Annotated in this window: 10 protein-coding genes, 1 tRNA gene and 1 pseudogene; 6 read left to right on the top strand and 6 right to left on the bottom strand. The window is 63.4% G+C overall.

The window, feature by feature from the left end; translation table 11 throughout:
• On the top strand, positions 1–525 hold a 525-nt coding region (locus tag ACHFGA_RS10295; RefSeq protein ID WP_394282288.1), incomplete at its 5' end, for an isochorismatase family protein.
• Here ACHFGA_RS10295 and ACHFGA_RS10290 read toward each other — a convergent pair.
• Positions 526–801, bottom strand: coding sequence for a DUF3618 domain-containing protein (locus tag ACHFGA_RS10290; protein ID WP_394282287.1), 276 nt, complete (start codon positions 799–801; stop codon positions 526–528).
• A gap of 91 nt (positions 802–892) precedes the next feature.
• On the opposite strand from ACHFGA_RS10290, the gene bcp reads away from it, so the two are divergent.
• Both bcp and ACHFGA_RS10280 read left to right on the top strand, forming a co-directional pair.
• Complete coding sequence (bcp, locus tag ACHFGA_RS10285) at positions 893–1369, top strand: thioredoxin-dependent thiol peroxidase (RefSeq protein ID WP_394282286.1); 477 nt, start codon at positions 893–895, stop codon at positions 1367–1369.
• Positions 1369–2010, top strand: coding sequence for a TetR family transcriptional regulator (locus ACHFGA_RS10280; protein WP_394282285.1), 642 nt, complete (start codon positions 1369–1371; stop codon positions 2008–2010). The genes bcp and ACHFGA_RS10280 overlap by 1 nt, the downstream gene beginning before the upstream one ends.
• On the opposite strand, the gene ACHFGA_RS10275 is transcribed toward ACHFGA_RS10280, so the two are convergent.
• Positions 2007–2387 carry a holo-ACP synthase gene (locus ACHFGA_RS10275; RefSeq protein ID WP_394282284.1) on the bottom strand — a complete coding sequence of 127 codons (381 nt, stop codon included), beginning with the start codon at positions 2385–2387 and terminating at the stop codon, positions 2007–2009. The genes ACHFGA_RS10280 and ACHFGA_RS10275 overlap by 4 nt on opposite strands.
• Positions 2387–11149: a fatty acid synthase subunit beta domain-containing protein gene (locus tag ACHFGA_RS10270; protein ID WP_394282283.1), complete on the bottom strand. Its 8763-nt coding sequence runs from the start codon at positions 11147–11149 to the stop codon at positions 2387–2389. The genes ACHFGA_RS10275 and ACHFGA_RS10270 overlap by 1 nt, the downstream gene beginning before the upstream one ends.
• A 251-nt stretch (positions 11150–11400) precedes the next feature.
• On the opposite strand from ACHFGA_RS10270, the gene ACHFGA_RS10265 reads away from it, so the two are divergent.
• A complete protein-coding gene (locus ACHFGA_RS10265; RefSeq protein ID WP_394282282.1) occupies positions 11401–13287 on the top strand; it encodes a BCCT family transporter in 1887 nt (628 codons plus the stop codon).
• A 45-nt stretch (positions 13288–13332) separates the two neighbouring features.
• Here ACHFGA_RS10265 and ACHFGA_RS10260 read toward each other — a convergent pair.
• A tRNA-Leu gene (locus ACHFGA_RS10260) sits at positions 13333–13414 on the bottom strand.
• A 139-nt stretch (positions 13415–13553) separates the two neighbouring features.
• On the opposite strand from ACHFGA_RS10260, the gene ACHFGA_RS10255 reads away from it, so the two are divergent.
• Both ACHFGA_RS10255 and ACHFGA_RS10250 read left to right on the top strand, forming a co-directional pair.
• A complete protein-coding gene (locus ACHFGA_RS10255; RefSeq protein ID WP_394282289.1) occupies positions 13554–13994 on the top strand; it encodes a hypothetical protein in 441 nt (146 codons plus the stop codon).
• Positions 13995–14010: 16 nt separating this feature from the next.
• Positions 14011–14373: a DUF3817 domain-containing protein gene (locus tag ACHFGA_RS10250; RefSeq protein ID WP_394282281.1), complete on the top strand. Its 363-nt coding sequence runs from the start codon at positions 14011–14013 to the stop codon at positions 14371–14373.
• Between the two features lie 6 nt (positions 14374–14379).
• Here ACHFGA_RS10250 and rdgB read toward each other — a convergent pair whose 3' ends face one another.
• A complete protein-coding gene (rdgB, locus tag ACHFGA_RS10245; RefSeq protein WP_394282280.1) occupies positions 14380–14982 on the bottom strand; it encodes an RdgB/HAM1 family non-canonical purine NTP pyrophosphatase in 603 nt (200 codons plus the stop codon).
• A pseudogene (gene rph, locus ACHFGA_RS10240) lies at positions 14976–15125 on the bottom strand (ribonuclease PH); the annotation flags it as partial. The gene rdgB and the pseudogene rph, both read right to left, overlap by 7 nt.

Raw genomic sequence — 15125 nt, 5'->3', positions numbered from 1 at the left:
TGTACCGGCTCGCTTGCCACTGCGCGCGGGCCGGAGGTAGCCAATGAGATCGCCGGCTACCTGCAGGCCGATACCCTGCCCGATTATGCTGCGGTCCTCGCCACTCAGGACTGGCATATCGATCCAGGCTCTCATTTCTCTGAGGATCCTGATTTCGTCGATTCGTGGCCTGTCCACTGCGTGGCTGAGTCTTCGGGCGCTGAGCTCCACCCCGCGCTCAGCGCTGCTGACATCGACGCGTTTTTCCGCAAAGGCGCCTACGAGGCAGCCTACTCCGGTTTCGAGGGCACGCTCGCAGATAGCGATGAGGGGCTCGGACTCAGCCCGTGGCTGCGTGATCGGGGCATAGACACCCTCGATATTTGTGGCATCGCGACGGACCATTGCGTCCGCGCGACCGCATTAGACGCACTCGAAGCGGGCTTCAAAGTGCGGATTGTGACTGGCTTGTGCGCCGCCGTGGATGACCAGCGTGGCGACGCAGCCCTCGTCGAACTCAACGCCGCTGGCGCTGAGCTGGTCTAATTACTTACCGGCAAGAATGCGCTGCAGTTCCTTGAGCTCGCTCTTCTTCTTGCGGTTATTCGCCACCGCCAAGCCAATCAGGCCGACAACGGCAACGCCGACACCAATCAGTACCTTCTGCACGGTCGGGTCGTTGAGCTTGTCGGTGGCTTGTTGCTTAGCATCGTCGACAATGTTCTGTGGCTTGGTGCGGTTCGCCAGCTCATCAAGGGTGCTTGCGAGCTTCTCGCGGGTGTGCTGAATGTCGCGTTCAATGTCGTTGATATCTCGTGCCATCGTTCTTAACTCCCGTACGTGTCAAAGATTATTGATGTTTCCTCCCACAGTAGTGTAGTCGCCTATTTTGTGTCGCGGTAAGGTAAGGGCCATGACCGATTCTTCACGTCTTTCCGTCGGCGATACCGCGCCCGCCTTCACTTTGCTTAACGACGAAGGCGAGTCCGTTTCCCTCTCCGATTTTTCCGGCCAGCGCGTGCTGGTGTACTTCTACCCACGCGCCAACACCCCGGGCTGCACCACCGAGGCCTGCGATTTCCGCGATAACCTGGCCCGGTTCAATGATTCCGATGTCACTGTGATCGGAATCAGCCCTGATTCCCCGGAGAAGCTGGCCAAGTTCCGCGCCGACCACGACCTGACCTTTACCCTCCTGTCCGATCCCGACAAAGAAGTCATGACGGCTTGGGGTGCGTTCGGGGAGAAGAAGAATTACGGCAAGATCGTGCAAGGCGTGATCCGCTCCACCTTCCTGGTGGATGCGGAAGGGGCCATTGAGTCTGCACAGTACAACGTGAAGGCCACCGGCCACGTCGGTCGTCTGTTGCGGGATCTGCCACTCTCATAATGTCTGAGGACCAAGAATTACTCGTTCCACGCCGCCGTCCCGCACAGGCTCGGTCGCGTGAACGGTTTGATCGGATCTTGTCGTCGGCACGCGCCGTGCTTGTCGACGTCGGCTTCGAATCTTTTACTTTCGACGAGGTCGCCAGGCGCGCTGAGGTGCCGATCGGCACCCTGTACCAGTTTTTCGCCAACAAGTACGTGCTGATCTGCGAGCTTGACCGCGTGGACACCGCCGAGACGGTGGCCGAGTTGAAGAAGTTCTCGGAGCAGGTCCCGGCGTTGCAATGGCCCGACATCCTCGACGAATTCATCGACCACCTCGCACGGATGTGGCATGACGATCCTTCACGCCGCGCTGTGTGGCATGCGATCCAGTCCACCCCGGCGACCCGCTACACGGCCAGTGTGACGGAGCGCGAGATGTTGGAGTTGATCGCGGACATCATGAAGCCGCTGGCCAGCAATGCCCCGTACGAGGTGCGTTATAACCTGGCCGGGCTGTTGGCGCACACCGCGCAGTCTTTGCTGAATTATGCGGTGCGCGACCTTGACCTTGCCGGGGGCGAGGAGGCCTTCCAGGGCGTTGTCCCAGAGATTAAGCGGATGCTGGTCGCCTACCTCTTTGCCGTGGTGCAGGGCTAGTCCTGCACGAGGCAGACCGCCACGGCGTAGTCGCCGTCGTGGCTAATCGATACTGACTGCGCCGCCGGTGCTACCGCCGCGACGTGGCCTGAGAGTTGGATCGCCACCCGCCCGAAGCGGTCCGCGACCACGTCGATCTCGGCGAAATCCACCCGGTCCGGCTCAATGAGCGGCGGGCGGCCGTAGATGGACTGGCTCCACGCCTTGATGAACGCCTCCTTGGCAGCCCACCTGCCGGCAAGGTGCTCGGCACGGTCGGGTTTGGTGGCGGCCAGGCGCAGCTCGCGGGCGGTGAACACGGCCTCGAACGTTGAGCCGGGCAGTGCGAGCTGCTCCCGGAACGCTGAGATGTGCACCACGTCCACGCCCACGTGCATTATTGCTTGCCTCCCAGGGTCAGTACGCCGTCAATCAGCCGGGCGGTGTCGTCGAGAAGCACTGCCGCCTCCAGCTCCTTGCCTCCGCCGCCAAGGTTACGGTCCGCGGGGCGCTCATACAAAGCCTCGCCGCCGTGGATGGCGTCCGCGATCCGCGCCAAACCTTGCCCTTCACGACGACGCGCCTGTCGCTGCCAGCCGTCCGCATCCAATCCGGCGTTGCGTAGCGCCGACAGGAATGCAGCCGGGTGCACTACTGCCACCAGGGCGGAGACGTGGCCGAAGCCCAGTGAGGTCACCAGACCTGCCTTGGCGACCAGCTCGAGTGGTTCGCGCAACCAGACCATGTGCGCGTCCTTGCGCAGCGCCGGGTCGACGCAGTCGAGGGAACGGTTGGCCGGCACCACGCCGCTGCGCAGCACCTGGGTCAGCCCGACCAGCTGGAAGGCCGCCGCACCACCCTTGGCATGACCAGTCAACGTCTTCTGCGAGATCACGAACAGCGGGTTGCCCTCTGCGCGCCCCAGGGAGGCGGCGATGCGCTCGTGCATGTCGGACTCGTTGGGGTCATTGGCGTTGGTGGAAGTGTCATGCTTGGACACGATCGCGATCTCATCGGGGCTCACATCCAGTGCAGCAAGGCTCGTCGCTAAGCGCGACTGCGTCCCGCCACGTGCTGCCCCGAGCGCACCCAAGCCCGGTGCGGGGATGGAGGTGTGGGCGCCGTCGGCGAAGGATTCCGCGAACCCGACTACGCCAAGCACCGGCAGGCCCATCTCATAGGCCACCCGGCCGCGCGTAAGGATGAGCACGCCGCCGCCCTCGGACTCGATGAAGCCGCCGCGGCGCCGGTCGTTGGCGCGCGAGAAGTAGCGATGCTCGATGCCCTTGGCCTCCATGGAGGCGGAATCGGCGGTGGCGTTCATGTCGCCGAAACCGGTAATGCCCTCCACGGAGAGGTCGTCGATTCCGCCGGTGACCACCACGTCGGCCTTGCCCAGGCGCAGCTTGTCCACGCCTTCCTCCACGCTCACCGCGGCGGTGGCGCAGGCGGCAACTGGGTGGATCATCTGGCCGTAGCCGCCCACATAGTCCTGCATGACGTGCGCGGCCACCACGTTCGGCAGCGCTTCCTGCAGGATGTCGTTGGGGCGCGGTTCGGCTAACAGCCCGTCGATATACAGCGAGCGCAGCGATTCCACCCCGCCCATGCCCGTGCCCATCGTCGAGGACACACGTGCAGGGTGCACCGCCCCTAGCAGCTCAGCGGGGCTGAACCCGCTGGAGAGGAATGCGTCGACGGTGGCCACCAGGTTCCACAGGGCGAGGCGGTCGAGATTGTCGATCATGTCGGCTGGGATGCCCCAGCGCGCCGGATCAAAACCTTCGGGCACCTGGCCGCCGACGAAACGGCTCATCGCAACACGTCGGGGCACGCGCACCGGGGTTCCCGCCTTGCGCGTGACGACGAACTCCTCGCCCTGTGCCGCCGCCACCGTGTTCTCCGGGTCGGAGTCTACAAAGGTCTGCGCGGTAGCGCGGTCAGCCACGGTAAACGAGAGGTCGCGCTCCAGGTAGATAGTGGTCAGCTCAGGTGCGAGGTTGTCCACCATGTGGAAATCATCGTGGTACTGGCGCACGCCCACCCGGGCCAGGACGTCGTCGTGAAGTACCTCGTAGAGGTCCTCTTCGGCGATCTCGTTGCCGTCTTGGTCGAGCCAGCCGTTGTCGTAGGTGATCAGGCCCATCGACCAGGCAAGTTCGGTCACACCGGCAGCACTCAGCCCGCCGAGCTCAGCTTCGAAGCGCGTACGCGAGGAGCCGTAGGGTCCGACTTCCGCCGCGCCCACGATGACGACCATGTCGTCGATGGATAGCTCCACGTTGAACTCTGGCTGCGTCCACTCGATCGGCGCGGGCACGTTCGGCAAGGCCTTCACGGTCTCTGCCTCGTGCTTGTCGACGACTGCCTCTTCCGCCTCGAGCGCCGTCAGGTCGATATCGGCCTCACCCAAACCGCCGGTGAAGTCCGCCACCACCGGGGCCTGGGCGGCCTGAGTGCGCACGTCCTCACTGACCTGGCTGATCAGCTTGTCGGCGATTTCCTCGGTGGAGTACGTGGTCACGCCTTCGGCCTCAACCGCCGCGACAAGCGGATCGTTACCACCCATCAGACCTGTGCCGCGCACCCAGCCGATCAGGGCATGCACCAGGCTGGTGCGCGCGCCCCACACCTTCTCGGCATGCCAGCGGGTCACCACCGCATCCAGGGCGGCCTTGGCCTCGCCGTAGGCACCGTCGCCGCCGAAGCGGCCACGGTTCGGGCTGCCCGGCAACACCACGTGGAGGCGGTTATTCACGTTCGTGTCCGCACCCAGGGCCGATAGTCCGGCGATGAGGCGTTCCACCGACCACAGCAGCAGGCGCATCTGTGCTTCGGCGGCAGGCCCTGCGTCCGCAAGCGAGCCGGTGACGCGCGGCGCAGCAAACGGGAAGAGCAGGGTGGGCACCAGCGCAGGCTTGGTGATCTTCTTGTCCGCTCCCACGGTCTCGGACTGCTCGGTGCCGATCCATTCGATCAGCTGGTCCAGGTCCCCCATGGCCGACAGGTTCGCCGGCACCACCCACAGCTTCGCTGTGCCGCGCGCATGGGTGCGGTAGAGCTGCTTATAAAACTCCAGGCGCGCATGCCCCAGGTTCGAGGTGGTGGCGATCACGGTGGCCCCGCCTTCCAGCAGTTTTCCTGCCACGGCGGCGCCGATTCCGTTCGGTGAGGCGCCGGTGACCACAGCCACGTCCGTGGCATATTCCAGCGGGCGCATGTCACGGGCCTGGGCGGCCTGCTCGGTCTTGCCGTAGTGCTCAGCGATCAGCGCCACGGCTTCACCGGCGCCGGTGACGTCAACGTCGAGTCCGCGGGCAATGTCTTCGCGCGCGGTGGCCCAGCGGTCGTCGATAAGCACTGCCTCGCGCGCGTCGAAACGCGGTGCCACCTGGCGTGGCCAATCGGATCCCAGCTCGCGGGTGACCAGGTCGAGCAGGTTGTCGTCGCTGTCCTCAAAGGTTTCGGACATGACGTGATCGTGGCCGAGGCGACGCAGCAGCTCACGCGCGGTCTCCGCCAGCACGCCCTCCTGCCCCGTCAACTGCTCCGCGAATTCACCCAGCGCGGCCGAATCGACCACGCCACCTGCGTTTCCTGCCTGCGGCAACGCCACGGACAGTCCACGGGAAGCGGCGACGGCTTCGACAGCGGCGTCGATCAGCGCATCCAGATCGCTTGCCGACGATACCTGCGGCAATGTTGCTAGCTCGCCACCGCGGAGGGAGGCGCCCTCGCGGGTGCCCATCACAATGGCGGCGGTGACGTGGTCTGCCCAGCCGGGCCCAAGCTCCCACGTGCCGGTAACGCGCTCGGCGATATAGGCCGGTTTCTTACCAGCCGGCCCGGTGATGCGGCGCAAAGAATCCGCCACGGTATCGCCCAGGACCGGACCGAAGGCCTGATAGCCCTTGGCCATCTTCGTCACGGTCGCCTTCAGGTCATCAAGCTCGGCGTCGGCGGCGCCATCAATGGCGCCCAGGCCAAACTCCACGCCCAGGTCGAGTAGGAGCTGGTTGCGCCTGGAGGACACGCCCTCCACCAGGGTTTCGATGGAATCGGTGGTACCCATCTGGTCTGGGCGGACCTTTGTCCACACGCTAATCAGCATTTCGGTGGCGTCGGCCGGGGTGAAGGTGATGTCCGCCGGGCGTTCTTGCGACTGCCCAGCAGGTGCTGCCTGCATTGCAGGCGTGCTGGGTGTTTCTGCGGCTGGTCCAGGTTCTTCGGAGGGTTCTGCCTCGTCTCCTGCCGCAGCCGGGACATCGCGGACGAACTCGTCGGTGGCAAAGACTGCGGCGCGGTCACGCTCCACGTTGAGCACCGTGATCTCGGTGCCGGCAAACTTCGGCAGGGCCAACGTCTGGCCCAGCATGTTGGCCAGCGTTGGCGAAGCGCCCACGCCCACCTCGACGAAGTGCTCCACACCCAGGGTGGTCAGGAGCAATTCCTGGGTTTCGATCCAGCGCACTGGGGAGGCGAACTGCCAGGCTAAAAGCTCGATCAGCAAGGTACGGCCCAGCTTGACCGGGTCGGCGGCAGCCGCATCGAAGTCCGCCAAAATCTCTGCGATATATGGCGAGTCGACCACATCGGCGATCGACTCAGTGAAGTCGCGCGTGAGTTCAAAGGGGCGCGCGACCAGGTTCGGGATGTACTGCCCCGCCAAGACATCCAGGTCAACGTCCCGCGGAATCAAGGAATCGAGATGCTCGCGGAAATCGTCCACACCACCGAGCAACTTGGAGGAGTGGAAAGGTACGTCGATGCCCGGGATCATCACCAGGGCTTGGCGGCCCGGCCCACGGGTCTCGGCGTCGTCGGCAAGAGCGCGCAACCCGGCCAGGGTGCCGGCTACGGCGTACTGGCGGCCGTCGATGTTGTAATTCACAATCTCCAGGAACTCACCGGTGCGCTCCGAGAGCTCAGCTACGTACGCCTCAACATCATCGCCGGACAGGCCCATGCGGTACGGGCGCAGTGCGGCCAGCGCGTAGTTGGACACGCCCTCGTCGTTACGCTCCACCAAGCGGTGCATGGTGAGGCCGCGACGATAGACGATCTCGACGACGGCTTCCAGCGACAGCACCTCCGCATAGGCGGCCAGGGCGTTGTACTCGCCGACGGAATGGCCGGCGAAAAACGCCTCCGCGTTCAGCACGCCTGCCTCGCGCATTTCAACGATCTGCGCGCAGCCCAGCGTGGCCATCGCGACCTGCGTGAACTGGGTCAAGAACAGTGCGCCGTCCGGGTGGTGGAAGGCCTCACCGTCCACCACAACCTCAGACGGATTGTTGCGCACGATTTCCAGGATGGAAAAGCCCAAAGCAGTGCGCGTGTGACGGTCGGCGCGGTCCCAGACAACCCGTGCGGCAGCGCTGGAGCTATAGGCGTCCATGCCCATGCCCTGCGATTGGATGCCCTGGCCCGGGAAGCCATAGAAGGTAGTCGGCGCGGCCATCACTGCGGTGGCGGTGACCGCCAGTTCGCCGTCCGCGGTCACGGTAACGGTGCGGACCTCCTCGCGCCCCGGCCGGTTATCGATGCCGGTGCGCTCCACCGTCACCTCCAGCTCAGCACCCGGCGCGATGGGGGCGATCATAGTGGCGGTGTATTCGACCACGCGCCCGCCAGCCTCGGCCGCCATGAGCTGCCCGATCGCGCTGGTCCACATGCCGTGAACGATCACACCAGGCAGGCCGGCCAACTGCGCTGCCGCACCGGAGACGTGGATGGGATTGCGGTCCCCGGAGACGATGGCGAAAGGTACCAGGGATTCCGGCGCTGTCAGTTGCGCGTAGGAGCGGTGGGAGTGCGGGGCTTCGCTCACGCTCGGCAGCACAGATACGTTGGCGTTGGTGTCGGCGGTGGCGGAGCCGGCACGTCCGCGGATGGCGAAACGCTCCGTTAAGGTCGCCAGTTCCTCGCCATCGGCGGTGATGTCGGCGCGCACGACGACAACGCGGCCCAGTTCGGTATCGGAGACGTCGTCGGCACGCGCGCTGATCTGCAGGCTCGCGGTGTCGGGCATCTCGCGCAACATGGTGAGGTGGTGCTCAAGGTGGACCAGCGACAGCATGCCTTCGACGACCAGACGGTCGGTGCCTGGGATGCGCGCGTCGGCCACGGCGGCAAAGATGGCCGGCCAGGCCTTCCCGACCAGCACATCGGGCGCTCCCCCACCCACGCCAGGCAGGTAGCCGGCAGTCACATTGTCGTAGTCGGCGCGGTGCGCAGCACTCAGTTCGGCGCTCCAGCGGGCAACACCATCGGTGACAGGTGCGAGTTCGCCACCTGCGGCAACCCGCGTGAGCTCCAACATGGCTCGCTCGGCCTCGTCTGCAGTGACGATGGGGCTAAACGCTGGATCGCGCGGGGCCTCGATCCGGATGCGCAGCTCCGCCTGGTCCACGTTGACGATGGCGTCGGCATGGGTCTCGTCGATATCGACCAGCTCACCTAGCCCTGCGAAACGGTTCGGTTGCTCACGGCCCGCCCAGTTCAGCGACGGTGCCGCAGCAATGAGTTCAGACGCGGTGCGCTTATCGACGACCGTCTGCGTGTCTGCTGCATCAACGCCTGCCTTTTCGAAGCGGGACAGAAGTTCGGCGACGGGCTCGTCGACACGCTCGATGCCATCGACAGCAACGATGCCCGGAATGATGCACACACCATCCGCATCAAAACGGTTGTCATGAGCCTGCCAGAGACTGTCCGTACGGAAACCGCGGCGCACATCGGCGCCGATCTCCTCGACGAAGCCCACCGGCTTCCCGGGACGGCGGCACAGATCAATGAACCAGTCCTGATCGGACGGAGTCAGCGTGGTTGTCGCCGCGGTGGGATAAGCGGCCAGTAGCTCGTCGATAAGCGCCCTAGGCTCCGCATCTGCGTCTGCGTGAACGGCCGGGACGAACTCGCCATAATCCTGCGGGTGCAGGCGCGCCTCAGCACGCGCGAGCATGTCAGCAAAGCGGGTGTACCACGTGCGGTCGACCCAACCATCCAGGTAGGACAGCTCCGCGTAACGACGAAGCCATGCCTCGTACGTCATCTCATCGGTATCGCCGAAATAAGGCCGGCAGGTATGCGACAACGCCTCGACGATCTCGTCCTTGTGCTCTAAGGCGCCCTCCGCATCCCCAACGAAGCGGTCTAGGAGGCGGCCTGCGCGCGCCCAAGAATTATCGATCTCATAAAGGTCCGCGCCCAGCTGGCTCAGGGCCGACGCCATACCGTCGCGCCCCTGGCCCTGGCCAACCCAGCCCTCGATCCCATGGGTCTGGGACAGCAGCTGCTTCACCGAATCAGAGGCCGTGGACTCCTTCGTCGCCATGGCCGCGGTGCCGACGAGGATGCCATCGACAGGCATAGCCGGCAGATCATAACGCTGCGACCACGCGCCCGTCAGATACTCCGCTGCGGCCTGCGGGGTGCCAATGCCGCCGCCGACAGCCAGCACCACGTTGTCACGTGACCGGATGTCTTCGTACGTAGCGATCAGCAGCTCATCCAGATCCTCCCACGAGTGGTGACCGCCGGCCTTGCCCCCTTCGACCTGGACAATGATCGGGGTGTCTGGAAGATCGTCAGCCACCTGCAAAATCTTAGAAATCTGCGCGACCGCACCCGGCTTAAACGCCACCCACGGGAAACCCTCATCGCGCAAAGTGCGCACCAAAGCGACAGCATCCTCGTGCGGAGGAATACCCGCCGAAACCACAATCCCATCAATCGGCGCGCCATTGGCGCGTGCACGCGGGACAAGACGCTTGCCCTCAATCTGCATACGCCACTGCTGCGGATTCAAAAACATCGCATTGAACTGGGCGTTCGCGCCGGGCTCCAGCATGTCATTCAGGCGGTCGAGGTTCTCCCCGAGGATCTCGTCGGTGACCTGGCCACCGCCGGCTAGCTCCGCCCAGAACCCAGCGTTTGCTGCCGCTGCGACGATCGCCGGATCAACCGTGGTGGGCGTCATGCCCGCCAGCAGGATTGGGCTGCGCCCAGTGACCTCAGTAAACCGGGTCTGCAGGCGCCCGGCCCCGCCCCGGGTGACCACGCGCGGAGCGAAATCGGAGTACGGGCGCGGGCGACGTGGTGCAAGGCCGACATCAAATAGCTGGGCTTGCCCCTCCACATCGTCCACAGCCACCACACCGATGCCCAAGCCTGCGGTATTGGCGCGCGTCAACGCGGCAGCACCACCCGCCGGCCCGAGCTCCAAGACCCAGGCCACCTGCTCGTCGGCAAGCGCGCGCGTCTCCTCCACCCAATCGATCGGGGTGACTAGCACGTGCTGAGCGAGCTCACGGGCCAGTGCCTCGTCGATACCTGCAGCACCCGCCCACGCCACGACTTGGTCGGCGGCGGCCTGCATCTGTGGGTGGTGGAACGCAGCCTGGACACGCAGCTGGTTCAGCGACGGGGCGAAGGGGCGACCGCCGCGCTCCTTCGCATCGACGGCCTTCTTATCTGCATCGGCGGCGGCCTGCAAGCGCGCCGAAACCAGCTCAATCTCGGCGGGAGTACCGCACACCACAAAAGAATCGCGCGTGTTGCGCAACCCGATCACAGCCTCGGTGCCCGCCAGTACTTGTTCGAGATGCTCGCGGGTGGTGCGGCCCACGGCCAGCATGGGCGAGGTCTCAGCGGTCCGGATCAGTCCGGTGGAACGCGCGGTACGCGTCATCGCCGCGCCGATCAGCCGAGCGATCGCCAGCACCTCGGCGGGGTTGTTGTCGAGGGCTGCCACAGCCAGCACGCCTTGGGAGTGGCCGATCGCGGCAGTACGTGCACCGACGTCGAGGCCTTGACGTTTCAGCGACTCCACCACCGCCAGTTGAGCAACAAGGATGCCGGGCACGCTCACCGCGGCGTCAGTGGTATCGCACGCAGGAGGGGTGTCGGCCCACGCCAATGGGTCAAAACCGTGGGGATAGAAGGCGGCCAGCTCGTCGTTAAGCGGAGCGAGCAGCTCGGCAGTACCTGCGACGATCTCAGACAGCGGCGCGGTGACCCCCGTGGCCAGCGCTGTGCTCAGTGTGTCCAGCCACGAGAATCCCTGCCCCGAGAACGAGAGTGCAAATCCTGCACCGCCTGGTCCTTCTAGTTGGCCGATCAGGCGGTCGTCGCGTTGGTTGCTGCTCAGATCGTTCACGTGGAGCTCTCCTCTTGGTGGGGTGGTCGAAGACGGACAAAGGCTAGGTTTCTAGGTTTAAGGCCCAGCACATAAGTTGAGGGAACCGTCGTCTTTTGCTTTGGCGCAAAATACTACCCGCTTCCCGTCCCTAAGTCATTTCGCCTAGCTAACAAGTTCAGGGTTTAGTGCCTTCATCGTAATTTCGCCTCCGTTGGTTACACCACAGGGTAACCTAACCATGCACTTGTAATTTTTCGAAAGTTTTTCCTATGGCAAATATGAAAAGACGAGCCCACGACGTTGTTTCGTCCATGCAACAATATCCACATTCGATCCATCCGGCGATCGTCCCCGGCGTGTCTATTGAAGACCAAAAGGTCCGATACCGGATCGACATCCCGATCGTCACCATTGTTGGGCTTCTCATTATTGGATTCGTGGCTTGGGGCATCGCCGCCCCAGATCAAGTCTTCGAGGTTTCCAGTGCCGCCTTGGACTGGGTGATGGTCAACCTGGGGTGGCTTTTCACCTCCCTGGCCGCGTTTCTCATGTTCTTCCTTCTCTTCTTGACAGTGTCGAAATACGGCAAGATCCCGCTGGGCCTCGACAATGAGAAGCCGGAATACTCCACCCTGTCCTGGGCCGCGATGCTCTTCGCCGCCGGTATCGGTATCGGCATCATCTTCTTCGGCCCTTTTGAACCTGCCACCTACTACCTGTCGCCGCGGCCTGGCTCCTACGAGCCCGCCTCCGAAGAAGCCATCACCGGCGCGCTGGCGCAGTCGGCCATGCACTGGGGCATCAACGCCTGGGCCATCTACGCGATCGTGGGGCTCAGCGTCGCCTACGTTTCTTATCGACGAGGGCGTGTGCCTTTGATGAGCTCCATTTTGACGCCACTGTTCAAGAATCCTTCGTCGAAAAGCGTGCCCGCCCGCATCATTGATTCCCTGGCGATCATCGCTACCCTGTTCGGCACTGCGGCCTCTCTGGGCATCGGCGCCCTGCAGATTTCGGCCGGCGTGGAAGTTGTCTCCGGCTGGTCGCCAGAAGGCAATGCGCTGGCGCTGGGCATCATCGTGATCCTGACCATCGGCACGATTGTCTCGGCGGTCTCTGGCGTGGCGAAGGGGATCCGCTGGCTGTCGAACATCAACCTGGTACTAGCCGTCGGACTGGCGCTTTTCTTCTTCGTCGTGGGCCCCACGGCCTTTCTGGCCAACGTGTTGCCGGCGACCATCATCGAATACATCGGCTCCAGCCCCGAGATGCTGGCGGCCAACATGGCGCAGGGCGAGGAGATGCAATCCTTCCTCTCCAGCTGGACCACCTTCTACTGGGCTTGGTGGGTGTCCTGGTCACCATTTGTGGGGGTATTCGTCGCAAAGATCTCGCGCGGGCGCACCATCCGACAATTCGTTTTCGGGGTGCTGTTCATCCCGTCGGCGATCATCGTCTCCGCCTTCGTGCTGCTGGGCGGAACGACGATCTGGCTGCAGCGCGAATACGGCACCATCGCACCCGATGGCACCGCCGACAGCCTGCCTGCTCCGGAGCACATCTTCTTCCGCGTGCTCGAGCAGCTGCCCGGGGCGGAGATCGTCGCGCCGATCGTGATCATCATGCTGGCTGTCTTCTTTATCACCACGGCCGACTCCGCATCACTGGTCAATTCGCAGCTGTCCCAAGGTGGCGACCCGAACCCGAAGAAATGGGTCACCGCATTCTGGGCCATCTGCATGGCTGGTATTGCCGTGGTGATTCTGCTCTCTGGCGGCTCCAATGCACTGCAGGGCCTGCAGAACTTCATCACCGTCACGGCACTGCCCTTCGCCGTGATCTTGATCGGCATGTGTGTGGCTTTGGTGAAGGAACTGCGCAATGATCCGTTCGTGATCAGGAACCAGTTCGCCCGGGCCGCCGTGTCCAACGCGGTGCGCTCCGGCGTACAGAAATATGGCGATAACTTCCGCATCCCCGTCGAGGAAACCGACGCGGACTCAGAATACGCAGCCGGCGCCGACTTCGACTCCACCGCCGAGGAGCACACGGAGTGGTACACGCGTACCGACGAGGACGGCAACCCCGTGGACTTCGATTACGAAACCGGCGAATATATTGAGGAAGCCGGCGAGACAGATGGCACCAAGGATTAAATAGCAAATGCGCCCATCCACTATGGATGGGCGCATTTTATGCTGTGGGCCTGGGGAGACTTGAACTCCCACGTCCGAAGACACTGGAACCTAAATCCAGCGCGTCTGCCAATTCCGCCACAAGCCCGAGGCTGCGCTCTAGTGTACATGTCGCACTGCCCCACCAAAAATCGGGACATACCAGCACGGATTCTACAACTTTTGGAGGAATTGCTAGACTCGCTGGTGTGAGTGAGACAGTGAGTGATTCAACGGTGAGTGATTCAATGGAGGAACACGTCGATCGGCAGGAGCCTGCCCCCAAGCGCCAACGGATCAAAATCAAGGCGTGGCACGTCATCCTGCTCATTCTTGCCGTCATCACCACAATCCTTTTGGCCTGGTGGCAGTGGACCCGCTTCCAGTCCGGTTCTGGCACCTTCCAAAATCTAGGCTATGCGCTGCAGTGGCCCCTGTTCGGCTTCTTTTTCGTCTACGCCTATCGGATGGGCATCAAGATGGAGAACGAGAAAATCGATGCGGAAAACGCGGTCGACGACTTGGACTACCTCTACCAGGCCGATTTGGAAGAATTCGGTGACGAAGACGGCGAGCCAGCCATGACGGAAATCGACGAGGAATTCCTCCCCTCACGCCCCGAGATCGATGTGGCCGAATTCAACGCTCTCAATCAACCGCGGCGCGGCCACAACACTGACGAAGACTGACGAAGAAAGTTCCTAAATGACATCAGCAAACCAACCCAAGATCCATCCTGAGCGCAAGCGTCGCGTCAAACAGGCCTTGACGCTTTTCTCAATCACCGCGTGGGTCACCGGCGTCATGCTCTTGCTCCTAGTCATCCGCATGGTGATGGAATACATCCTACACATGGACGTGGGCGCGCTGAACTGGGTCGCCATCGCCCACGGCTGGTGCTACCTGTTCTTCTTCTTGGCTGCACTCAACCTGGGGCTCAAAGCACGCTGGACCATGCCTCAGTGGGTAGTCACCGTGCTCGGTGGCGTGGTGCCATTCCTCTCCTTCTTCGTCGAGAAATGGCGCCGCGACGAGGTGGCCACCAAATTCCAGCTCAACCAGCCCTAAGAGCCACTAGCTGGTCAGTGCCGCGATATGCGGAGCCAGCTCAGTCAACGCCTGCTTCCTATGGGAGCGGGCGTTTTTCTCTTCCGCGCTCAGCTCCGCCGACGAGCGCCCAGGCGTATCGGCCGGCTCGAATAACGGGTCATAGCCGAAACCGTTATCGCCACGTGGCTCGTCGAGAAGCGTGCCCTCCCACCGGCCCTCAGCGACAAACTCTTGCCCCTCGGGAGTGACCAGGGCGCAGCAGGAGACGAACGCGCAGTCGCGCACAGCGATATCGTGCATCTGGGCAAGCAGCAAAGAGTTATTGGCGCTGTCATCGCCATGCGTGCCCGACCACCGTGCGGAGAGCACCCCAGGCATCCCGCGCAGCGCCTTGACGACGAGACCCGAGTCATCTGCCACGCACGCTAAACCCGTGGCACGAGCTCCCGCCCGCGCTTTGATCAGGGCGTTGCCCTCGAACGTCAACCCATCTTCGACGGGTTCGTCATAGGGGGCGACATCACGCAGCGAAACAAGCTCCACGCCCGTGATGTTCTCGTCGATAAGGACCTGCTCCAACTCACGCAACTTCTTCGCGTTGCCGGAAGCAACCAGGATTTCTACCATCCCAACGCTGCCTTCTGGGCGGCGATCAGCTCCTCGCAGCCAGCCTGGGCCACGTCGAGCATCTCGTCGAGTTCCTTGCGGCCGAACAGGCCGTGCTCGCCGGTGCCCTGGATCTCGACGAAGTTACCGCCCTCCTGCATGAC

It is taken from the genome of Corynebacterium sp. (assembly GCF_043426755.1).
Taxonomy (GTDB): Bacteria; Actinomycetota; Actinomycetes; order Mycobacteriales; family Mycobacteriaceae; genus Corynebacterium.
The sequence above is the reverse complement of the archived record's forward strand: the minus strand, read 5'-3'. Positions and strand labels throughout refer to the sequence as shown.

What these genes read in the sequence shown, in the direction of transcription:
- ACHFGA_RS10280 (WP_394282285.1), top strand. Translation starts at nt 1,369, where the DNA reads ATGTCTGAGGACCAAGAATTACTCGTTCCACGCCGCCGTCCCGCACAG.
- ACHFGA_RS10275 (WP_394282284.1), bottom strand. Translation starts at nt 2,387, where the DNA reads ATGCACGTGGGCGTGGACGTGGTGCACATCTCAGCGTTCCGGGAGCAG.
- ACHFGA_RS10290 (WP_394282287.1), bottom strand. Translation starts at nt 801, where the DNA reads ATGGCACGAGATATCAACGACATTGAACGCGACATTCAGCACACCCGC.
- ACHFGA_RS10255 (WP_394282289.1), top strand. Translation starts at nt 13,554, where the DNA reads ATGGAGGAACACGTCGATCGGCAGGAGCCTGCCCCCAAGCGCCAACGG.
- ACHFGA_RS10250 (WP_394282281.1), top strand. Translation starts at nt 14,011, where the DNA reads ATGACATCAGCAAACCAACCCAAGATCCATCCTGAGCGCAAGCGTCGC.
- rdgB (WP_394282280.1), bottom strand. Translation starts at nt 14,982, where the DNA reads ATGGTAGAAATCCTGGTTGCTTCCGGCAACGCGAAGAAGTTGCGTGAG.
- bcp (WP_394282286.1), top strand. Translation starts at nt 893, where the DNA reads ATGACCGATTCTTCACGTCTTTCCGTCGGCGATACCGCGCCCGCCTTC.
- ACHFGA_RS10265 (WP_394282282.1), top strand. Translation starts at nt 11,401, where the DNA reads ATGGCAAATATGAAAAGACGAGCCCACGACGTTGTTTCGTCCATGCAA.